Here is a 21,172-nt window from a genome sequence, read left to right as displayed (position 1 = left end):
CGCAACCCGCCGTACACCGGATAGACTTCCCCACAGTGTCGGCCTCGAGCCGGCGACGTCGCGGAACGTTGCATCACTCCGGTGATCCGTGCCCCCGCACAAGCTCTTCTCGCGGCGATCGATTTTGCCCACCGGCAATCTCGCCATTCTGTGCCGACAGCGTCACCGCTGCGCACACCCGATGCCTGAAAGGCACCTCGTATCACCATGACTTCTGCACCTTCGTTCACCGATCTGGGCGTGCCCGCTCCGATCGTCACCGCTTTGACCACCGCGGGCATCGACGCCCCGTTCCCGATCCAAGTCGACACCCTGCCCGACACTCTCGCCGGCCGAGACGTGTTGGGCCGCGGTAAAACCGGCAGCGGCAAGACGCTGGCGTTCTCGATTCCGTTGGCGGCCCGACTGACTCGCTCCAGTCGCCGCCCGGCCCGCCCGACCGGGCTGGTGCTCGCCCCCACCCGCGAGCTGGCCACCCAGATCACCGCCACCCTGAAGCCGCTGGCCGCCGCCAACGATCTGACCGTCACCACGATCTTCGGTGGCGTGTCGCAGAACCGGCAGGTCGATGCCCTCAACCGCGGTGTCGACGTCGTGGTGGCCTGCCCCGGCCGGCTCGAAGACCTCATGCGCCAGAAGCTGATCAGCCTGGACGCGGTGCGCATCACCGTGCTCGACGAAGCCGACCACATGGCCGACCTGGGCTTCCTGCCCGGAGTCACCCGCATCCTGTCCGCCACACCGAAAGACGGCCAGCGACTGCTGTTCTCGGCCACGCTGGACAACGGCGTGGACAAGCTGGTCAACCGATTCCTGCGCAACCCGGTCTCCCACGCCGTCGACGACGTCACCTCACCGGTGGCGGCGATGACCCACCACGTGTTCCACGTCGCCGACGCGAGCGCCAAAAAACAGCTGGTGCACACCCTGGCGTCGGGCACCGACCGGCGAATCCTGTTCATGCGCACCAAGCACCAGGCCCGCAAGCTCGCCCGCCAGCTCACCGAGTCCGGCATCCCGTCGGTCGACCTGCACGGCAACCTCTCCCAGAACGCCCGCGACCGCAACCTGGCGGCGTTCTCCAACGGCGATGCCCGGGTGCTGGTCGCCACCGACATCGCCGCCCGCGGTGTCCACGTCGACGACGTGAACCTGGTGGTGCACGTGGACCCGCCGGTGGAGCACAAGTCCTACCTGCACCGCTCCGGGCGCACCGCGCGCGCCGGCAGCGCCGGGGATGTGGTGACCATCGTCTTGCCCGAGCAGCGCAAGGACGCTTCGGTGCTGCTGCGCAAGGCCGGCATCACCGCCCGCCCCCAGCAGGTCGGTGCGGACTCAGCGCCGGTCACCGCGCTGGTCGGCGAGGTCGCGCCGTATCAACCGCCTGCCCCGAAGCAGGCCCCGGCCCCGGCTGCGGCCAAGCCGCGGCGGCGTCGCCGCTCCGGTGGTGGGCAGGGCGGCGGACGCGGCGCCGGCCACAGTGCCCCGGCCGCGGGTCGCACCGCTCCGACCGCGGGGCGTACCGCTCCGACCTCCACACGCATCGCCTCAGGCGGGCACAGCGCTCCGGCTTCTCGGCAGCGGCGCCGTGCCGCGCGTCCGGCCGGTGCCCGTTCGGCGTAACCCTGTCGGCGTAACCGTGTCGCCGTAGCCCTGTCAGAGCCCTGCCGTAGCTTCGCGGCCATGACGGCTCACCGATCTCAACCACCACATTTGGTCCCGGCCCTGACCACGTTCGCGGTCTCCGCGATCATCGCCTACGCCGCGACGATGCTGGGCGCGATCGCGCTGGCTTTGGCCGCGACCGTGGTCGCGGGCCTGGCGATCACCGCCCTGCTGGTGCTCGCCACCGCCCGGGAGCGCCGCGGCCACCCACACCGGCGCGGCATCGTCCCGTACTAACGCGGCGGTGGCAGTGGCAGCTGCCGGTCCAGCAGTCGGGTGAACGCGTCGACGGAGGCGGCCCGCCCCGGCGGCCACGCCTGTTGCCATTCCCGAAGCGGGATGTCGGCCAGCGGGTCGAAATGTCCGGCCAGCCGCCGGTATTCACGGCGGCGCCAGTCCCGCAGTCGCCCGTCGCCGCGGGCGAACTCGATCAGCCGCGCCGTGTCCTCGGCCTGTTTTTCCGGCGGGTCGGCGAACCGCACCCCGACTCCGTTCATGATGGAGTGTCGGCCCAGCCGGAAGGGGCGCACGCCCCATCTGCGGCCCAACGTCTCGTTGACGTCGCGGCAGTCCGGGCAGGCATGCCACGCCCAGCGCGATCGTCCGCCTGCCGTGCCGCGAAAGCAGATGACGCACAGGTCCCGTTCGCGGGAGACGTCGCTTTCCGGCCAGACCTCTGGTTCGTCCTCGCAGCGGCAGGACTGCCAGCGCTCCGAGTAATCCGGGCGCCGCGGTATGTAGTGCAACACCGGGCCGCGGATGCCGCCGCAGGGGATGTGCACGCACAGCTCGGTGATCCGCTCACGCAGCGCGGCGTCGGGCGCACTCAGCCCGCTCATGGCACCAACCGCCGCAGCGCCGCCCGGAACTCGTGTCGCGGGTAGCTGTCCGGCAACACGGCCACGACCTCGCGCAACGCCTGCTCGATGTCGATCCCGGCCCGCCGCGCACCGTAGAGCGCGGCGATCGTCGGGGTGCGGCTGTGCGCCTGGACGCAGTGCACGAACACGGTGCGCCCCTCCTGTCGCAGTTGCTCGATCGTCCGCACGGTGTCCGCCAGCACGAAATCGAGGTTGGCGTTCTGCCCGTCGGCATCGATCAGGCGCACATCGAGGTGCTCGATCCCGGCCGGCAGGTGCTCGTCGGCCACCCGGCACAGCGACACCACCGCGTCGATCGGCTCCGGGAGCCGGCGGATCGCGCTGATCCCGCCGATCAAGACCCCGCCGTCGTGCGGGTGTGCGACCGCGACCGGTGCGCCGGGGAAGCCGCCGTAGGTGTAGTCGAACCCGTCGGGCTCACCGCGGGTGACGATCCGGTCGGCCAGCGCGATCAGGTCGCGGGTGCGCAACCCCGGCCAGCCGTGCAGGATCCGCCGCCACTCCCCCGGTACCGCCGAGGCGCCGAACGCCGCCCCGAGCAGTCCGCCGGCGATCGCGGCGACGGTGTCGGTGTCCCCGCCGCCGCGCACCGCGGCCTCCAGTCCGCGGCGCATCCGGTCGGCCCGGAACACCCCGGCGGCCGGGTTCTCGGCCACCGCCGGGGTGTGCACGATCGCCGACCAGGCCGCCTGCAGCGCCGCGACCACCCAGCCGTTGCGCGCGGTGAAGGCCGCGGGTTCGGCAGCCTCGGCCGCCTCGATCCGCGCCGACCACGACGCGCGCCGGTCGGCGTCGAGCAGTCCCAACCCGACCCGCACGTCGAGATCGCCGGTGTGTACGGCGTGGCGGATCGCCGCGCACCACAGCACGCAGGCGTCGGCGGCGTCGGGATCGTGATGGGTCAGGTCGCTGACCGCACGGGCGGCCTGCGCCAGGCCGGCCTCGTCGTCGAGGTAGGCCAGCGCGACCGGGGCGGTCCGCATCAACGACCCGTTGCCCGCGGTGCGCCCGGTGCGAGCGTGCAGCGCCGCCGCCGCGGCCCGGGCGGCCGCCGCGTTGGTGGCCTTCGCCAGTACGGTCCGGGTCTGCACGCCCACGTCTTTGGCGGTCGTCGACCAGTGCGCCCAGCGGCGCACGATGACATCGAGGGCGGCCTCGTCGCGCAGGTCCGCCCCGGTGGCGGCGGTCTCGGCGATGGCGATCCCCATGGCGGTGTCATCGGTCCACTCCCCCGGCGCGAACGGGCCCAGCCCGCCGCCGATCATGGCGACCGGCTCCTGCGGGCCGCGCGGGCCCTGGAATTCATAGCCGGCGCCCAGGGCGTCACCGGCGGCGGTGCCCAGCAGTGCGCCGCAGGCGCGGTCGCGGGTGATGGCATTCATGGTGTCCTCCTTCGAGGCCGATGGCCCCCGGAACGGAGGCGCTCTTACCGCTGCCGGTCGGCGACGGTCGCTTCGTCATCCGAGCCACCCACGAGCGTGGGGTTGGCGGGCCGCCCAGTCGGAGCTTGGCGACGGCCACTCATGAAGCACCCACAGTTTAGCGAACCCCACCGACAACCCGATTGACCTGGGCGAACACGAAGGTCTGGAAGGCTGGCGATGATAGCTTGGGGACACCGACAGGAGGCGCACGTGACGGATCGGGGCATCGTGGTCGGCTTCGACGGGTCGGACTCGGCGGTGCGGGCACTGCGCTGGGCCACCGCCGAGGCGGTGCTGCGCGACGAGAAACTGACCATCGTCCACGTCATCGACACCCCGCCGTGGAACATCCTGGCGCTCGGCGGGCCGGTGGCCGCACTTCCCGACGACCCGGGCTCACGCCAACGCGACGGCGCCCAGCAGATCATCGATGAAGCCCTCCGCGTGGTCGAGGAGGAAGCCGGGCCCGCCCGCCCGCACGTCGACACCCACGTCTTCTTCGCCGCGCCGGTACCGGTCCTGGCCCAGCTGTCCAAGGAGGCCCGGCTGGTGGTGGTCGGCTGTCGCGGCCGCGGAATGCTGCGCCGGCTGCTGCTGGGCTCGGTCAGCTCCGGGCTGATCCACCACGCGCGCTGCCCGGTCGCGGTCATCCCCGGCGACGTCCCGGCGGTGCTGGCACCCTCACCGCTGCCGGTGGTGCTCGGCGTGGACGGCTCGATGGTCTCCGAAGTGGCCACCGAGATCGCCTTCGACGAGGCGTCGCGGCGCAGGGTGGAGTTGATCGCGTTCCATGCCTGGAGCGATGTCGAGGTACTCGACTATGTCGAATTCGACTGGCCGGCAATGCGGCCGGACGCCGAGCGGGTGCTGGCCGAACGCCTCGCCGGGTGGCAGGAACGCTATCCCGACGTCGCGGTGCGCCGGGTCGTCGAGCCGCACCAGCCGACGGCGAACCTGGTGAGCCTGTCCGAGGAGGCGCAACTGGTCGTGGTGGGCAGCCACGGCCGCGGCGGGTTCGCCGGCATGCTGCTGGGTTCGGTGAGCACCGCGCTGGCGCAGGCGTCGGACGCCCCGGTGATCGTGGCGCGCCGGTGATCGCTCAGGTGCCGCAGAAGGTCTGGTACGGACCGAATTCCGCCGGTGCCGGCTCGGCGTAGATCTCGAACCCCGGTCGCGGCTCGTACGGGGCACGCACCGCCTCCAGCAACTTCTGCACCGGCGCGAGGTCGCCGGCGGTGGCGGCGCTCAGTGCCTGCTCGACCAGGTGGTTGCGCGGGATGTAGATCGGGTTGGCACGGTCCATCGCGGCCGGGTCGGGGCGCAGCGCGGCCCAGCGGGTGACCCACGGGCCGAACGAGTCCGGGTCGGTGAACGCGGCCCGGTCAACCCCGGCGGAGCCACGGGCCACGTCGGCCAGGGCGCGGAAGAACGACGTGTAGTCGCGGTGGTTGCGCTGCATCAAGGTAAGCAGGTCTTCGATGAGCCCGGCGGTTTCGGCAGGCGGGAGGTCTTCGGGCAGACCGAGTTTGGCGTGCATCCCGGCGGCCCAGGTCTTCTCGTAGAGCTCCGGGAAGCCTTCGAGGACCCCGACGGCCCACTCGACGGCCTGCTCGGTGTCCTCGGCCAGCAGTGGCAGCAGGGTCTCGGCGAAGCGGGACAGGTTCCACTGGGCGATGCCGGGCTGGTTGCCGTAGGCGTAGCGGCCGGCCATGTCGATGGAGCTGAACACCGTGGCCGGGTCGTAGGCCTCCATGAACGCGCACGGCCCGTAGTCGATGGTCTGCCCGGAGATCGTCATGTTGTCGGTGTTCATCACCCCGTGGATGAAACCGACCAGCATCCAGCGCGCCACCAACGCGGCCTGGGCGGCGACCACGTCGGTGAACAGCGCCCGGTACGGGTTGTCCGCGTCGGCGGCGTCGGGGTAGTGCCGGGCGATGGCGTGGTCGGCCAACCGGCGCACCACGTTCGCCTCGGGGCGGTGGTGGTCGTAGGCGGCGGCGTATTGGAAGCTGCCGACCCGCAGGTGGCTGGCGGCCACGCGGGCCAGCACCGCGCCGGGCAGGGTCGACTCGCGGTGCACCACACCTCCGGTGGCGGTGACCGCCAGCGCCCGGGTGGTCGGCACCCCCAGCGCGTGCAGGGCCTCGCTGATCACGTACTCCCGCAACATCGGCCCGACCGCGGCCAGCCCGTCGCCGCCGCGGGCGAACGGCGTCGGCCCCGATCCCTTCAGGTGCAGGTCGCGGCCGTCGGGGAATTCACCGAGCAGCAGGGCCCGCCCGTCGCCGAGGCGCGGGACGTAGCCGCCGAACTGGTGCCCGGAGTAGATCTGGGCGACCGGGGTGGCGCCGTCGGGCACGCCGTTTCCGGTCAGCAGCCCGATGCCGTCGGCGGTGGTCAGCCAGGCCGGATCCAGGCCGAGCTCGACGGCGAGCGGTTCGTTGAGCACCAGCACCTTGGGGTCCGGCGGTGATGTGGCCTGCCAGGGCACGGCCAGCTCGGGCAGTTCGCGGGCGAACCGGTTGTCCAGCGCCACGGTGCCCGCCGTGCTCACCCCTCCAGTGCCCACTCCTCCAGCGTTCACCCCTCCAGCCTACGGGCGGCCCCGCGGCACGGCGCCGGGACGTAAGGCATCGGCCCGCCTAGGCTCGGCGGGTATGCGGCTGCTGCTGATCGCCGACACCCATGTGCCCAAGCGGGCCAAGGATCTTCCCGTGCCGGTCTGGGACGAGGTGGACCGCGCCGACGTGGTGCTGCACGCCGGCGACTGGATCGACACCGCGCTGCTCGACGCGATCGAATCCCGCGCGGCGCGGCTGGTCGGGTGTTGGGGCAACAACGACGGTCCCGAACTGCGCCGACGCCTGCCCGAGCGCGCCGAGGTGGCCCTGGCCGGGGTGCGGTTCACCGTCGTGCACGAGACCGGCGCGGCCGCCGGGCGCGACGCCCGGATGGCCCGCACCTACCCGGACACCGACGTCCTGGTCTTCGGGCACAGCCACATCCCGTGGGACAGCACCGCCGAGACCGGGCTGCGGCTGCTCAACCCGGGTTCGCCGACCGACCGTCGCCGCCAGCCGCACTGCACATACATGACAGCGCGGGTCGACGCGGGCGCGCTGGCCGACGTCCGGCTGCACCGGCTGGATCCGGTGCGGCGGGGTTGACAGCACGGCGCTGACAACACAGGTTGTCTACATGGTCACCCTGGTCACCCAGCAACCGGTCGCCGCGCCGGCGGCCGTCGCGTGGACGTTGCTCACCGACCCGGATCGGATGAACACCTGGTCCACCGCCCGCATCGAGCTCATCGACCCCGGCGACCGGGGCCGGCCCGACGGCGTCGGCGCGCTGCGGCGGGTGCTGTTGCCGCGCGGCGCGGCCCGGCTCACCGAGGTCGTCCACGCCGCCGAACCGCCGCACCGGTTCGGCTACACCGTGATCGGCGGGGTCGCCGCACTGCGCGAGCACACCGGCACGATCACCATCACCCCGGCCGGCGACGCCGCTTGCACGATCCGCTGGGAGGTGCTGCTGCGCTTCGCCGTTCCGGGCCTGGCGGCGGTGAGCAAGCGGCTGATCGGCGGCGAGTTGCGCCGCTCGCTGCGCCGGCTGGCCGAGCTGGCGCCGGATGCGACCGCTGCGGCGCTGCCGGCGCCGCGGCACCTCGAGCAACGCGACCTGCCCGCCCTGCACGAGCAGGTGGCCGCGGTGCTCGCCGAGCAGCGCGCGATCGCCGACCGGCTGGCCGGCGCCGCGGACCCCAAACAGTGGTTCGCCCGGGTCTACCAGTACGTCACCGAGGAACAGTTGGCCCACCTGCGGGCCGGGCGCGCCGACAACCCGGAGTGGGTGCTGCGGCTGATCCCGCGCTTCCACCAGCTGTATCTGGCCAACCTGACCGCCTTCGAGCGCGGCGAACCCACCGAGAAACCGTGGGCCAAGGCCTGGGGCCTGGCCGAGCGCGCCGGGGCGAGCGGATCGGCCGAAGACATGATGAAGGCGCTGCTGCTGGGGGTGGCCGCGCACATCGAATCCGACCTGCCGCGCGCGCTGCACGCCACCTACGTCGAGGATTTCGCCGGCCGATCTGCCACCGACCCTATTGACTACGTGTACTTCCGGGCCGACTACCTGCGGATGGCCACCGTGTTCCGCATCGCCTCCGACCGGCTGATGGCCGAACTGCCGCGCCGCTACGCCCCCACCTGGCTGCGCGCCACCCGCGCGGTGTTGCCCCCGGAGCTACGCGATCAGTTGATGCGCCGCTACTACGACATCCCGCGTCGCCGGCTTGCGGCCTTCGAACAGGGCCGCGTCGGGGCTCTAGGCGCGGCCGATGGCTGAGGGTGAGATCACCGACCCGGTAGACCTGTGCCTGCCCGACGGGCGGCTGAACCCGGCCGCGGTGGGGTGGTCGCGCCGACCCCTGCACCGCGGCAACCTGTCCGGCTGGGGCCGCACCAAACGCTGGGAGCACTGGTGTGTCACCACCCCGACGCACCTGGTCGCCCTGACCGTCGCCGACCTGGATTTCCTGTCGCTCAACGCGCTGTACGTCTTCGACTACACCGGTAAGGAGTTCACCCGCGCCACCCTCGGCCCGCCCGCACGCTCCCCGCGGCTACCGGAGTACATCGCGGGCACCCCGGCGGGCGGGGACGTAATGTTCGGCCCCGCCCGGCCCGGGCGGTTGGGGTTGCGCACCGCGATCAGCGTCGCCGACGGCGGCACCCGGCTGTCCGCGCGCTGCACGACGCTGCGCGGCGCACCGGTGGAGGTCGACCTGCTGGTCGCCGCACCGGACGGGCACGAGAGCCTCAGCGTGGTGGTGCCCTGGAACGCGGACCGGTTCCAGTACACCTCCAAACACAACACCCGCCCAGCGTCCGGGACGGTGCGCATCGGCGAGCAGGTCTATGGTTTCGGCGACGACGCCTGGGGCACCCTCGATCACGGCCGCGGCCGCTGGCCGCGCTCGGCGCGGTGGAACTGGGGCAGCGCGTCGGGGCGCACCGGCGGGCGCGTCGTCGGGCTGCAGTTCGGCGGAAAGTGGACCGACGGCACCGGCACCACCGAGAACGCGCTGTGCGTGGACGGCCGGCTCACCCGCATCCACGCCGACCTGCACTGGGACTACGACCGGTCGGATTTCCTGCGGCCGTGGACGATCCGCACGATCGGCACCGATCAGGTCGAGCTGACCTTCGTCCCGTTTCACGATCACCGCGCCCGCGCCGACGTCGGGCTGCTGGGCACCCGCACCGACCAATGCTTTGGGCACTACCACGGGCGGGTGCGCACCGACGACGGCCGCGAACTCGCCATCGACGGGCTGCTGGGTTGGGCGGAGGACGTCCGGATGCGCTGGTGAGCGGTCAGGCGGGAGGCCGGCGCCCATTCCGCGCGTAAGTGTGGTGGCTCATCCGAGGTAGTAGCGCATGCGCTATCGCATTCGACACGTCACTCGTGGTCCGGGCCGGTACGGGTGGGCGGTTGAGGTGACGTCACAAGCCGATCACAGGCCGCGTGGCGTCCCGGACCACCCCGGTGTGCGTTGTTAGTTTCCGACGACATCCGGTGACGGAAGGGACGCACGTGCGGACGCTAGGGACGCTTACGACGAAGTCGCGCACCCGGCTGCGCCGGCTGTCGGCCGTGCTGGCCGGCGCCGCGCTGACCGCGGGGCTGCTGACCGCCGCACCGCAGGCGGCGGCGTTCTCCTCGGAAGGCCTGCCGGTGGAGTACCTGCAGGTGCCGTCGGCGGCGATGGGCCGCGACATCAAGGTCGAGTTCCAGGGCGGCGGACCCAAGGCGCTCTACCTGCTCGACGGGATGCGCGCGCAGGACGACTTCAACGGCTGGGACATCAACACCGCCGCGTTCGACTGGTACCACGATTCGGGCATCTCGGTGGTGATGCCGGTGGGCGGGCAGTCCAGCTTCTACAGCGACTGGTACCAGCCGGCCAAGGGCTCCGCGGGCACCACGACCTACAAGTGGGAGACGTTCCTGACCCAGGAGCTGCCCGCTTGGCTCTCGACCAACAAGCAGGTCTCCCCCACCGGCAACGCGGTGGTCGGGTTGTCGATGTCGGGCGGGTCGGCGCTGACGCTGGCCATCTGGCATCCGCAGCAGTTCGTCTTCGCCGGGTCCCTGTCTGGGTTCCTCAACCCGTCGAAGGGGTTGTGGCCCACCCTGATCGGCTTCGCGATGAAGGACGCCGGCGGCTACAACTCGGTGGACATGTGGGGCACGGCCAACGACCCGGCCTGGCGGCGCAACGACCCGACGGTCAACGTCGGTCGGCTGGTGGCCAACAACACCGCGGTGTGGGTGTACTGCGGCAGCGGCACCCCGTCGGACCTCGACGGCGGCGGAGGGGCGAACCTCTACAGCGCGCAGGTGCTGGAGAACATCACGGTCAGCAGCAACAAGGACTTCCAGAAGGTGTACCAGGCGGCCGGCGGCCGCAACGCGGTGTTCAACTTCCCAGCCAACGGCACCCACAGCTGGGGGTACTGGGGCCAGCAGCTGCAGGAGATGAAGCCGGACCTGATCCGGGTGCTCGGGGTGGGCGCCGAGGAGCCGCCTGCGACGCCGGCCCCGGAGAGCCCGGCGCCGGGCGCGCCGAACGACGCCCCGTCCAACGACGCCCTGCCCAACCCGCAGCCGCCGGCCCAGCAGGTGCCGGGTCAGGTCCCGAACCAGCAAGTGCCCGGCCAGCTCCCCGGTCAACAGGTGCCCGGTCAACAGGTGCCGAACCAGCAGCTTCCCGGCCAGGTCCCGGGCCGTCAACTGCCGACCCAGCAGTACCCCACCCAACCGGGCCCGGTCCAGCAATACCCGGTCCAGCAGTACCCCGCACCGCAATACCCGGTGCAGCAATACCCGGTGCAGCAGTACCCGCCGCAATACCAGCAAGTCCCGCAGCGCTACCCGACCGTTTAGCGCCGCGGCAACCCGAAGGAATCCGGGCTGGCCGCCGCCCACACCCGCGCCCACGACTCCGGCGGCTCGGCCAGCAGCACGCCCGGTTCCAGCCATTCGTAGAGCTCGGCGTAGGAGCGCACGATCGTCGGTGCGATGCGCTTGCGCAGCATGTGCGGCGAAAGCTCCTCGGGCCGATGCACGCCCATCGATCCCATCATCTGCATCGCGTGGTGCACCGTCGCCTCCTGGTAGCGCTGCACCCGCACACTCTTGTCCCCGACGTCCAACGCCCGGGCGCGTTTCGGGTCCTGGGTCGTCACCCCGACCGGGCAGGTGTTGGTGTGGCAGCGCTGTGCCTGGATGCAGCCGACGGCCATCATCATCGCCCGGGCGGCGTTGGTGTAGTCCGCGCCCTGGATCAACCGCTTGACGATGTCGGTGGCGCCGGCGACCTTGCCGCTGGCCCCCAGCTTGATCCGGTCGCGTAACCCGGCGCCCACCAACGCGTTGTGCACCGTCATCAGCCCGTCGGTCAACGGCATCCCGACGTGGTCCTCGTACTCCAGCGGCGCGGCCGCGGTACCGCCCTCCGCACCGTCGATGATGATGAAATCCGGGGCGGCGCCCTCGGCCAGAATCGCCTTGCAGATCGCCAGGACGTCCAGGCGGGTTCCGACACAGAGTTTGAACCCGGTGGGCTTACCGTCGGCGAGTTCCCGCATCCGCGCGATGAACCGGATCAGCTCCCGCGGCGTGGAGAACACCGAATGGTACGGCGGGCTCACGCATTTCTCCCCGACCGGCACTCCGCGGTAGCGGGCGATCTCGGCGCTGACCTTCGCCGCGGGAAGCACGCCGCCCAACCCGGGCTTGGCGCCCTGACTGAGCTTGAGCGAGACGCATTTGACGTTGGGGTGCGCGGACTTGTCGGCGAACTGCTGCGGGTCGAACCTCCCGTCGGGCGTGCGCGCCCCGAAATAGCCGGACCCGATCTCCCACACCAGGTCCCCGCCGTGCTCCAGGTGATACGGGGTCAGCCCGCCTTCCCCGGTGTCGTGGGCGAACCCGCCGAGTGCAGCGCCCTTGTTCAGCGCGCGGATCGCGTTGGCCGACAACGCCCCGAAGCTCATCGCCGAAACATTCAGCAGCGCCATCGAATACGGCTGGCGACAATCCGGTCCGCCGACGATCACCCGCGGGGGCTCGGCCGGGATCGGCACCGGGGCAACCGTGTGCGCCAGGTGTTCGTAACCCAGGCCGTCGATGTCACGTTCGGTGCCGAACGCCTGCTCGGCGTGAATCCCCTTGGCGCGCTCGTAGATGATCGTGCGGCGTTCCCGGTCGAAGGGGCGGCCGTCGTAGTCGCGTTCGATGAAGTACTGCTGCAACTCAGGCCGCAGTGCCTCCATCAGAAACCGCATGTGCCCGAGCACCGGGTAGTTTCGCAGCACCGAATGGCGCCGCTGGATCAGGTCGTAGACCCCCACGGCGAACAACACGGCCGCGGGCGCCGCCAGAAACCACCACGGCCACGCGGCGAACACCGCCGCCACACCCGCCGCAAGCGCGACGACACCGAGCGCCGCGAATGTCAGAAATCGGTACATGAGTCACTGTGCAGACTACGCCGCGACGCTCAGAACAACGGGCCGCCGCCGAAGAACCGCCGGTGGGAGTCGGGCTGGTTGCCCTCGATGTCGGTGACGCCGTAGTCCAGTGCGGTCTCGGCGGTGATCAGGGTGTGGCCGCTGCGGGCTTCGAGGTCGGGATCGTTGAGCAGCGCCACGATCACCCGGCCGATGAACTCCGGGGTTTCGGCGTTGGCCAGCGAGAAGCCCTGGAACTCCTCGACCCCCCAGGCGACCATGGCCTCGTTCTTCACCAGCCCCGGCCACAGCGACAACACGCTCACCCCGGTGTCGCGTAGGTCCACGGCCATGTCGGCGGTCATCTTGTCCAGCCCGGCCTTGGACATGCCGTAGAGCACCGAGTGCAGATAGCCGCGGGTCCCGAACGAGGAGATGTTGACGATCGCGCCCGACCGGCGCTCCACCATCAGCGGGGCGGCGTGCACGGCCGCGACATAGTGGGCGCGCAGCCCCACCCCGATCAGCGAATCCCAGTCGCTGAGCGGTCGGCGCCAGAACGGGTCGCTGAACCCGGCGAACCCCTTCGGGGCGGCCCACACATTGTTGACCAGCAGGTCCAGCCGGCCGTCCTGCTCGCCGGCGATCCGGGCGAACAGCGCCGCGATCTGGTTGTCGTCGCGATGGTCGCACTGCACCGCGATGCCGCGCCCGCCGCGCTCGGTGACCGCGGCGGCGGTGACGTCCAGCGGCCCGTCGGCGCCGACCGGCCCGCGCCCGGTGACGTACACCGTCCAACCGTCGGTGCCCAGGGCCAGCGCGATGCCCTTGCCCACACTGCGGCTGGCCCCGGTGACCAGCGCGACCCGGGTCACCGGCCCTCCGTGACCGTGACGTCGTCGCCGAGCGGCCGGGTCAGCGACCACAACGGCCGGAACCGCGACGCCGCGATCTTCCAGCCGTCCCCCTCGAGCAGGTAGTCGTCGTCGTAGTCGCCGGTGAGCACCAACTCGGTGCGCTCGACCAGGTTGATCCGTCGGTACCGCAGCGTCCAGCGGCCGGTGGCGCGGTCGGCGCCGGTCAGCGTGATCTGCGGGTGCATCCCGTGATGCATGTCCAGCACCACCGCTTTGCCGTCGACGCGGTGCAGCGCGACCTTGCGGAACACCTCGACCAGTTCGTCGATGTCGTCGAAGCGGCCCAGCGGGCCGTAGTCGATGCGGGCCCCGGCGGTGGCGAAGCAGGCCCGCAGCGCCTCCGGGTCCTTGGCGTCGGCGGCCCGGAAGTAGCGGTGCTTGAGGTCGGCGATCGCCGCGCGGTGTTCGAGGGCGGCGAGCCGAGCCTCGACCGTGGGAGATGACGAGGCCACAGGTGCTCCTTCCAGGCGGAACGCGGGTCGGGCGGCCAGCAGGGGTGCGACGGCGGGCCCCGCGACCGGCCGGACCCCTCGCGACCCTGACCGTACTCATGCGGCCACGACACCCGTTTTAGAGCACCGCTCTGTTACTCTCCGGTAACCGCCCGACCCAAGGAGCAACCCATGGCCACGCTCACCAACGACGGCCCGCTTTGGACCCTCGACCTCGGCGACGACGAGAACCGCTTCTCACCGGACTGGCTCACCTCCGTCGAGACCGCCCTCGATGACCTCGAGGCGACCACCGAACCGGCAGCGCTCCTCACCACCGGCGTCGGCAAGTACTACTCCAACGGCCTGGATCTGGACTGGGTAGGCCAACACTTCGACCAGCTCGACGCCTACGTCGACCGCGTCCAATCGCTGTTCGCGCGGGTGTTGACGCTGCCGGTGTCGACCGTCGCCGCGGTCAACGGCCACGCGTTCGGCGCCGGAGCGATGCTCGCCCTGGCCCACGACTGGCGGGTCATGCGCGACGACCGCGGCTACTTCTGCTTCCCCGAGGTCGACATCAACATCCCGTTCACCCCCGGGATGACGGCCCTGATCACTGCCAAGCTGACGCCGCGCGCGGCACTCGACGCGATGTCGACCGGCCGGCGCTACCCGGCCGCCGACGCCGTCGCCGCCGGGCTGGTCGACGCTGCCGCGCCCCTGGCCGAACTCAATGAGCGGGCCGCGGACCTGGTCCGGAAGCTCGCCGGCAAGGACCGCACCACCCTCGGCACGATCAAAACCCGACTGTTCGCCGACGCGCTGGACGCCCTGCGCCGGCCGAACCCCGGGGGCTGACGTGGGCCGCCCGCGCCGGTACGACCGGGCGACCCTCGCCGACCACGCGCGGGCGCTCTGGGTCGAACACGGCATGACCGGGGTGACCGTCCGCGCCTTGAGCGCGCTGTCGGGCGCCTCCAACGGCGCCGTCTATCACGCCTTCGGCTCGCGCGACGGCCTGCTCGCGCAGGTGTGGGCCCGCGAGGCCGAAGACTTCCTGGCGTTCCAGCGAGAGGCCGTCGCGCAGGCCATGGCCGGCGGCGCCGCCGTCGACGGCCTGGTCGCCGCGGCACTTGCACCGGCCGGTTATGCCGACGCGGACGCCGAGGCGGCGCGATTGCTGCTGTCGGCCGACGTCGACGATCTGATGACCGCCGAGCTCACCGACGACGGGCGCGCCCTGCTGCGCCTGCGGCAGAAGGAGCTCGGGGTGCTGCTGGTGAAACTGGCCACGGCGCTGTGGGACCGGCGCGACTCCGCGGCCGTCACCACCGTGCGCTACTGCGTCGTGGACCTCCCGGGGACCCTGCTGCTGCGCTCGCAGGCGGTCACCGATCCGGTCGCCCGACACGCTCTCGAGCGCGCGGTACGCGGGATCGCCGCTGAACCGCCGCCGTCGCCCTGAGCCGCCCCGGCCGCCACCTCGTCGCCCCCGGCCAGTACCGTGCAGCGCTGACCCCGACCCGGTGGCCCGGCCCGCAGGGTGCTGGCCGGCCCGGAGTTGTTCTAAGGTTTTGCCAGTGCCACGACGACCGAACCACCGACCCGGCAGCCCGCCTCGGGTGTGCCGCTGATGGCGCGCATGGACGAAGCCCGAGTCCGTCGGATCCTGGACATCTCACTGCGGTTCGGTCAGCTGATGCTCGGCTCGCAGGCCGGCACCGCCGACGTCGCCGCCACCGTCATCGGGGTGGCGTCGGCCTACGGGCTGTCCAATACCCAGGTCGACATCACCGCGAACTCCATCACGGTGTCGGTGCCGCGCAAGGTGCCCGGCGCGCCGGTCACCGCGATGTATCTGGTGCAGACCCGCTCGCTGGACTACAGCCGGCTGCAGGCCGCCACCAACCTCGCCCAGCAGGTCGTCGACACCATCCCGGAACCGGAGTGGGTGCAGGGCCAGCTCGACGCGCTGGAGAACCTGGGGCACCCCTACCCGCGGTGGGTCGCCACCGTCAGTTGGGCGTGCATGGCCGCCGCCTTCTCGGTGCTCATCGGCGCCGTGCCGCTGGTGGCATTGATCTCCGGGATCACCACCGCGCTGATCGACCGGGTGGGCCGTGTCCTCAACCGCCACCACGTGCCGCTGCTGTTCCAGCAGGTCACCGCCGCCCTGATCGCGACCAGCGTGGCGATCGGGTTGCACGCCGTGGGTTGGCTGCCCGAACACACCCCGGTCTCCCCGGTCGTGGCCGCCAACATCGTGGTCCTGCTGTCCGGTTTGGCCACCGTGGGTTCGTTCCAGGACGCCATCACCGGCTACCAGCTCACCGCCGCCTCCCGCATGATGGACATCCTGATCTCCTCGGCGGGCATCCTGGTCGGCGTCACCGTGGCGGTGCGGATCGGCTCCGCGCTCGGGGTGCACGTCTACGTCAGCCCGGCGATGCCGCTGGCCGCGCTGCCGGTGCCGCTGTACGCGGTGGCCGGGGCGGTCGGCGCCGGCGCGGCCGCACTCGCCGGCTACGCCCAGCCGAGGGCGGCGGTGGCCGCCGGGGCGGCCGGCGCGATCGCGTCGCTGATCTTCTTCGGCATGCAGCTCATCGACGCCGGGATCATCGTGAGCTCGTTCGTCGCCGCGTTGGCGACCGGTCTGGTCGGCAGCATCCTGGCGCCGCGGATGCGGGTGACTCCGCTGGTGATCATCGTCTCCGGTGTGGTGCCGCTGGTTCCCGGGCTCACGCTGTTCCGTGGTTTCGTGCAGCTGGTCAATGGGCAGTCGGCGGCCTCGGGCAGCCTCGGCATGGCGGCCGGGCTGGCGCTGGCGCTGGGCGCCGGTGCGGTGCTCGGGCCGCTGCTGGCGCCCTCGGTGCGCCGCGAACTCAGCCGCGCCCGGCACATGCCGCAGGAACTGCACCACCATCAGGGCGACAACGGGCGCTGGTTCCCGCAGCTCGCCGGGATCCGACTACCGCGGGTCCGGCGGGGCGGGCGCAACCACCGGCCCGATTAGTCGAAGCGCGGCGCGGCGAGGGTGAACCGCGCCGACTCCAGCACGGCCCCGAGCCGGCGGCCCGGCCGCAGCCACTGCGGCAGGCTGCCCGCCGACGTCACCGTCACGCTGACCAGTGCGGGCCGCGCCCGCGCCGAACAGACCAACCGGCTGTGCCCGACCCGGCCGTCGGCGAACTGCTGGCGCGCGGTGCCGGTGAGACGCAGCGGGACCGCCGGGCCCAGCGGCCGCACCCGGGCTTGCACCCGCCAGTCCCCGTCGGCGCCCGCAGCGGTCATGGCCGAGGCCGGATCGCCGTCGAAGCGGGCCAGGGTCTTCGGCATCGCCCAGTTGGTGCGCCCGCCGACCAGGCTGGCCGGGGAATCCACCGCCATGAACGCGACGTGGCCCCACGGGCGCACTCCGCTGCGCGACCCGACGATGCCGAGCACCTCGTCGTAGGCGCCGACCGGGGTGTCGGTGTAGCGCACGAACCCGCCCACGGTGACCAGTCCGGCGCTGCCGCGCAGCGCCGGCGGTAGCGCCGCGGTGGCGGCCTTCCCGCCGCGTCCCAGCCACACCAGGCCGGTGCAGTGGCACTCCCAGGGGGCGGGGGCGTCGTTCGCCGGCAGGGTGGCGACCAGTGCGTCGCTCAGCGCGGTCTCGGGGATGGCGGGCAGTCCGGTCAGCTCGGCGCGCGGCATGGTCAACGGCCTCCTTCGGTGCGGGCTTGGTAGGCGGCGCGGGCCTCACGGTCCAGTTCGGTGGTGACCTTGTTACCGCCGGAGAGCCGGAACACCGCATCGACCAGCGGTGTCGGCAGCGGCGCCGAGCCGCGCGACACCCAACCCACCGCCTTGGGCACGAACACGGTGCGCGACCGGCCGCGTCGGATCTCGTCGACAACGGCCGTCGCGACCTTCTCCGGTTCGCAGACCAGGAAGCGGTCAAGCAGTGGCGGCGCGGTCATGCCGGCGATCAGTTCGGTGCGCACGAAGCCGGGGCAGATCGCCGAGATCGCCACCCCGCTGCCGCGCCACTCCTGGCGCAGCGCGGCGCTGAAACCGACTACGGCGTGCTTGGCCGCGCAGTAGGTGGCGGCGTTCGGGGAGGCCAGCGTGCCCATCACCGAGGCGATGTTGACGATGTGGCCGTGGCCGCGGTCGGCGAACCGGGTCCCGGCCAACCTGGTGGCGGTCAGCACGCCCATCAGGTCGATCTCGATGGTGCGGGCGGTCAGCGTCGGCTCCTCGGTCAGGAACGGCCCGATCGGCATGATGCCGGCGTTGTTGACCAGCACGTCCAGCCCGCCGAGCTGCGCGGTCGCGGCGTCGAGGAACGATGCGATGCTGGCCGGATCGGCCACGTCGAGCCGATGCCCGCCGGCGCCGTCGCCGAGCTCGGCGGCTGTTGCGCGGACCGCGTCCTCCTGCACGTCACCGAGCGCGACCCGGGCGCCCGCGGCGATCAGCGCCTCGGCGATGGCGCGGCCGATGCCCTGGGCGCCGCCGGTGATCGCGATGCGCAGTCCGGTGATGGTCGTCATGGTGGTTAACCATGTCACACCAGCGCGCTGCGGTCGGGCGATGCCGGACCGGCGGAAAGCGGTAATACTGGGTGCGGTGAATGACCTCGGCGATCCGGTGCGCGACACCCTCAACTGGGTCGCGCAGTTGCTGCCGACCCCGGTGCGCGACCTGGCCCGGTACGGCGGCGACAACGTGCTCGCCGCTGTGCTGGCGTTGCTCGGCGGCGCCGGCGGCGACGACCACGCCGAGCCCGACGGCGACCTGTCCCCCACCGAGAAGGTGACCAGCGGCATCCTCGCCGGCGCGGGCCGCTACACCCGCTCCCAGGTCGCCGAGCAGGCCGGCATCGCGCTGGAGGACGCTCAGCGGCTGTGGCGGGCGCTGGGCTTCGCCGAGGTCGGCGACGAGGAACGGGTCTTCACCAGCGCCGACATCGACGCGCTGCGCGACGTCGCCGCCCTGATCGACGGCGGCATCCTGGACATGGCCGGTACGGTCGCGCTGGCCCGCCCGTTCGGTCACCTGTTCTCCCGGCTGGCGGTGGTGCAGACCGGGCTGCTCGCCGACGTGTTGGGCACCCGGATCGCCGACGAACAGGCCGCCGACGACCCGCTGCTGGCCGAGCACGTCGCCCAGCAGGCGATGACGGTCTCCGCCGACCTGCTGCCCACCCTGGAACGCACCACGGTCTACGTGTGGCGTAGGCACCTGGCCGTCGAGGCCGGCCGCGCCCTGCTGCCCGCCGACGTCTCCGACCTGCACGACGACCGGTCCGCCGCGGTCGGCTTCATCGACATCACCGGGTTCACCCGGCTGACCCGGGGGCTGAGCAGCGCGGAGCTGGCGGCGCTGCTCGAACCGTTCGAGTCGATCGTGCTGGAGTGCGCGCTGGCCCACGGCGGCAAGGTGATCAAGAACCTCGGCGACGAGGTGATGTTCATCGCGCCGGACGCGGCGGCGGCCGCGGAGATCGCGCTGGGTTCGCTGGAGCGGATCGGCGCCGATGACCGGCTGCCGCCGGTGCACGCGGGTCTGGCCTTCGGGCCGGTGTTGCGCCGCGGCGGCGACGTCTACGGCGAGGTGGTCAACGTCGCGGCCCGCATCACCGGGCTGGCGCGTCGCGGCACCATTCGCGTCGACGAGGCGATGGCCGGCGAGTTGGAGGACGACCCGCGGTTCCGGGTGTCGCGGCGCCCACCACGGCGGGTGCGCGGCTATCTGCAGCTGCACAGTTTCCGGCTGCGCCGGGCCGCCGACTAGGTCACAACAACCAGGGGGTCGGCGCTACGCGGCGCCCGCAGCCGGGCGGCGCAGCAGCGGCGCTGCGGCATCGCCGTCGGCGTGGAACCGGTTCGGCAGCGCCAACCGCCAGACCGTGCGCACGGTCAGCAGGTACTGGCGCAACAGTGGCCCGGTCGTGTACGGCAGGTCGAAGCGGGCACACACCGCCCGCACCCGTGCGGCGACCTCCGGGTACCGGTTGCTCGGCAGGTCCGGGAAGAGGTGGTGTTCGATCTGGTAGCACAGGTTGCCGCTCATCAGCGCCATCACCGGCCCGGCGTTGAAGTTGGCCGTACCGAGCAGTTGCCGCAGGTACCACTCGGGTTTGGTCTCATTGTCGAGCACGGCGGCGCTGAATTTCTCCGCACCGTCGGCGAAGTGCCCGCAGCAGATCACCAGGTACGCCCACACGTTGCGGATCAGGTTCGCGACGGCGTTGGCGGCCAGGGTGCGGCGCCACCGGGTGAGGGTGAGAACCGGGAACACCAGGTAATCCTTGACGATCTGGCGGGTGATCTTGGCGACCAGCGTGCGAGCGCGGGCGGTCTTCTCCGCACCGTTCACCGCGGCCCGTCGGGTCGTGTGCAACCCCTGCATCGCGATACCCCACTCGAACAGCACCGCCAAGAGCAGGCTGCGCACCGGCTGCAACAGGTTGCTGGGCTTCCATTTCTGGTCGGGGGTAACCCGCATGACACCGAACCCGAGGTCGTCGTCCATGTCGAGGACGTTGGTGTAGACGTGGTGCCGGTAGTTGTGCGAGTGTCGCCAGTGCGCCGAGACACCGGCCATGTCCCACTCCCAACTACTGGAGTGGATCTCCGGGTCGTTCATCCAGTCCCACTGCCCGTGGCAGATGTTGTGGCCGAGTTCCATGTTCTCGATGCTCTTGGCCGCGGCCAGCGCCGTGGTCCCCAACAGCCAGCCGGCACGGCCGCGGCTCACCGCGATGAGCAACCGCGCCGCGATCTCCAGCCAACGGTGCACGACGATGGTGCGCCGGATGTAGGCGCGGTCGCGCTCGCCGAGGGACTCTTCGACATCGCGGCGGATCGAGTCCAGTTCGGACCCGAGCTGATGCAGGTCGTCGGCGGAGAGGTGGGCGTATTCGGCGACGTCGGAGATGGCCGTCAACAGCTTACAGACTTCTGGAGACAGTCGGGCGCCGCGGGCGTGGTCGGGTAGCGCATGGCGTGATTACTTCCGTTCGTCTGGCTCGGTCGCCGCGATCCGCTCGTACCGGCGTTCGACTCGTCGCTCCGCGATCGGCTGTTCGATCTGTTCGCGGATGTTCCGTCTGTTCGCGGATCTGCGGGTTGGTCGGCCGGGTGGTCTCCCGGCCCCGACCGGTGGAACTTGGTGATGCAGGCCGGCGCCGCGGGAGGTGGTATTCGAGACCCCGAGCCGTAGCGGTTGTCGCCAGCGTACCTGCTCGACGGGCGGGGCCGCGCTCCGAACGGTCTCCCGCCGGGCGGTCCCGCGCTGAGTGTGCGGTGTGTTGCGCCGATCGAGCGCTTTCGTCGTCGA

General features: G+C 71.6%; 20 protein-coding genes and 1 riboswitch. Of the genes, 11 read left to right on the top strand and 9 right to left on the bottom strand.

All coding sequences use genetic code 11. From position 1 onward, the window contains the following. The first annotated feature begins 207 nt into the window (after positions 1-207). Positions 208-1,623 (top strand): DEAD/DEAH box helicase, encoded by a 1,416-nt coding sequence (locus AWC30_RS06870; protein WP_085109447.1) that lies wholly within the window; start codon positions 208-210, stop codon positions 1,621-1,623. 60 nt (positions 1,624-1,683) lie between these two features. Further along, positions 1,684-1,902 carry a hypothetical protein gene (locus AWC30_RS06865; RefSeq protein WP_133053668.1) on the top strand — a complete coding sequence of 73 codons (219 nt, stop codon included), beginning with the start codon at positions 1,684-1,686 and terminating at the stop codon, positions 1,900-1,902. Here the strand turns inward: AWC30_RS06865 and AWC30_RS06860 are convergent. Both AWC30_RS06860 and AWC30_RS06855 read right to left on the bottom strand, forming a co-directional pair. Further along, positions 1,899-2,504: a hypothetical protein gene (locus tag AWC30_RS06860; RefSeq protein WP_085109445.1), complete on the bottom strand. Its 606-nt coding sequence runs from the start codon at positions 2,502-2,504 to the stop codon at positions 1,899-1,901. The genes AWC30_RS06865 and AWC30_RS06860 overlap by 4 nt on opposite strands. After that, positions 2,501-3,928 (bottom strand): ADP-ribosylglycohydrolase family protein, encoded by a 1,428-nt coding sequence (locus tag AWC30_RS06855; RefSeq protein ID WP_085109444.1) that lies wholly within the window; start codon positions 3,926-3,928, stop codon positions 2,501-2,503. The genes AWC30_RS06860 and AWC30_RS06855 overlap by 4 nt, the downstream gene beginning before the upstream one ends. A 35-nt stretch (positions 3,929-3,963) precedes the next feature. Next, positions 3,964-4,075, bottom strand: a riboswitch (SAM riboswitch). A gap of 72 nt (positions 4,076-4,147) precedes the next feature. Between AWC30_RS06855 and AWC30_RS06850 the strand changes: the two genes are divergently transcribed. Next, a complete protein-coding gene (locus AWC30_RS06850; RefSeq protein WP_085109443.1) occupies positions 4,148-5,065 on the top strand; it encodes a universal stress protein in 918 nt (305 codons plus the stop codon). A 4-nt stretch (positions 5,066-5,069) separates the two neighbouring features. On the opposite strand, the gene AWC30_RS06845 is transcribed toward AWC30_RS06850, so the two are convergent. Continuing rightward, positions 5,070-6,557 carry a protein adenylyltransferase SelO gene (locus AWC30_RS06845; protein WP_234807969.1) on the bottom strand — a complete coding sequence of 496 codons (1,488 nt, stop codon included), beginning with the start codon at positions 6,555-6,557 and terminating at the stop codon, positions 5,070-5,072. A 73-nt stretch (positions 6,558-6,630) separates the two neighbouring features. Between AWC30_RS06845 and AWC30_RS06840 the strand changes: the two genes are divergently transcribed. From AWC30_RS06840 to AWC30_RS06825, 4 genes are all read left to right on the top strand, one after another. Beyond that, positions 6,631-7,140 (top strand): metallophosphoesterase family protein, encoded by a 510-nt coding sequence (locus AWC30_RS06840; RefSeq protein WP_085109441.1) that lies wholly within the window; start codon positions 6,631-6,633, stop codon positions 7,138-7,140. 31 nt (positions 7,141-7,171) lie between these two features. Then, positions 7,172-8,320: an SRPBCC family protein gene (locus AWC30_RS06835; protein ID WP_085109440.1), complete on the top strand. Its 1,149-nt coding sequence runs from the start codon at positions 7,172-7,174 to the stop codon at positions 8,318-8,320. Then, positions 8,313-9,347: a DUF2804 domain-containing protein gene (locus AWC30_RS06830; RefSeq protein ID WP_085109439.1), complete on the top strand. Its 1,035-nt coding sequence runs from the start codon at positions 8,313-8,315 to the stop codon at positions 9,345-9,347. Before AWC30_RS06835 ends, AWC30_RS06830 begins: the two co-directional genes overlap by 8 nt. A gap of 224 nt (positions 9,348-9,571) precedes the next feature. Beyond that, on the top strand, positions 9,572-10,924 hold the full coding sequence (locus tag AWC30_RS06825; RefSeq protein WP_085109438.1) for an esterase family protein: 1,353 nt from the start codon (positions 9,572-9,574) through the stop codon (positions 10,922-10,924). Here AWC30_RS06825 and AWC30_RS06820 read toward each other — a convergent pair. The 3 genes from AWC30_RS06820 to AWC30_RS06810 are packed head-to-tail and all read right to left on the bottom strand — an operon-like array spanning position 10,921 to position 13,861. Next, positions 10,921-12,513, bottom strand: a complete 1,593-nt coding sequence (locus AWC30_RS06820) for an FMN-binding glutamate synthase family protein (protein ID WP_085109437.1) — start codon at positions 12,511-12,513, stop codon at positions 10,921-10,923. The genes AWC30_RS06825 and AWC30_RS06820 overlap by 4 nt on opposite strands. 29 nt (positions 12,514-12,542) lie before the next feature. Continuing rightward, a complete protein-coding gene (locus AWC30_RS06815; protein WP_085109436.1) occupies positions 12,543-13,367 on the bottom strand; it encodes an SDR family NAD(P)-dependent oxidoreductase in 825 nt (274 codons plus the stop codon). Further along, positions 13,364-13,861 (bottom strand): nuclear transport factor 2 family protein, encoded by a 498-nt coding sequence (locus AWC30_RS06810; RefSeq protein ID WP_085109435.1) that lies wholly within the window; start codon positions 13,859-13,861, stop codon positions 13,364-13,366. The genes AWC30_RS06815 and AWC30_RS06810 overlap by 4 nt, the downstream gene beginning before the upstream one ends. A gap of 171 nt (positions 13,862-14,032) precedes the next feature. Between AWC30_RS06810 and AWC30_RS06805 the strand changes: the two genes are divergently transcribed. The 3 genes from AWC30_RS06805 (at position 14,033) to AWC30_RS06795 (ending at position 16,856) form a co-directional block, all read left to right on the top strand. Next, positions 14,033-14,701, top strand: a complete 669-nt coding sequence (locus AWC30_RS06805) for an enoyl-CoA hydratase-related protein (protein WP_085109434.1) — start codon at positions 14,033-14,035, stop codon at positions 14,699-14,701. 1 nt (position 14,702) lies between these two features. Then, on the top strand, positions 14,703-15,308 hold the full coding sequence (locus tag AWC30_RS06800; protein ID WP_085109433.1) for a TetR/AcrR family transcriptional regulator: 606 nt from the start codon (positions 14,703-14,705) through the stop codon (positions 15,306-15,308). 168 nt (positions 15,309-15,476) lie between these two features. Continuing rightward, entirely contained in the window at positions 15,477-16,856 is a 1,380-nt protein-coding gene (locus AWC30_RS06795; protein WP_234807968.1) for a threonine/serine exporter family protein, read from the top strand. Here AWC30_RS06795 and AWC30_RS06790 read toward each other — a convergent pair. Beyond that, the gene (locus AWC30_RS06790; protein ID WP_085109432.1) at positions 16,853-17,539 is read right to left on the bottom strand and encodes an acetoacetate decarboxylase family protein; all 687 of its coding nucleotides are present in this window, start codon (positions 17,537-17,539) and stop codon (positions 16,853-16,855) included. The two genes, AWC30_RS06795 and AWC30_RS06790, sit on opposite strands and share 4 nt — an antisense overlap. Positions 17,540-17,541: 2 nt before the next feature. Further along, the gene (locus tag AWC30_RS06785) at positions 17,542-18,381 is read right to left on the bottom strand and encodes an SDR family oxidoreductase (RefSeq protein ID WP_085109431.1); all 840 of its coding nucleotides are present in this window, start codon (positions 18,379-18,381) and stop codon (positions 17,542-17,544) included. 76 nt (positions 18,382-18,457) lie between these two features. Here AWC30_RS06785 and AWC30_RS06780 point away from each other — a divergent pair, with 76 nt between their 5' ends. Further along, positions 18,458-19,624, top strand: a complete 1,167-nt coding sequence (locus AWC30_RS06780) for an adenylate/guanylate cyclase domain-containing protein (RefSeq protein WP_207568402.1) — start codon at positions 18,458-18,460, stop codon at positions 19,622-19,624. 24 nt (positions 19,625-19,648) lie between these two features. Here AWC30_RS06780 and AWC30_RS06775 read toward each other — a convergent pair whose 3' ends face one another. Next, a complete protein-coding gene (locus AWC30_RS06775; RefSeq protein WP_085109429.1) occupies positions 19,649-20,779 on the bottom strand; it encodes a fatty acid desaturase family protein in 1,131 nt (376 codons plus the stop codon). Between the last annotated feature and the right edge of the window lie 393 nt (positions 20,780-21,172).

The sequence above is a fragment of the Mycolicibacillus trivialis genome, from assembly GCF_002102395.1.
GTDB classification, from domain to species: Bacteria; Actinomycetota; Actinomycetes; order Mycobacteriales; family Mycobacteriaceae; genus Mycobacterium; species Mycobacterium triviale.
The sequence above is the reverse complement of the archived record's forward strand: the minus strand, read 5'-3'. Positions and strand labels throughout refer to the sequence as shown.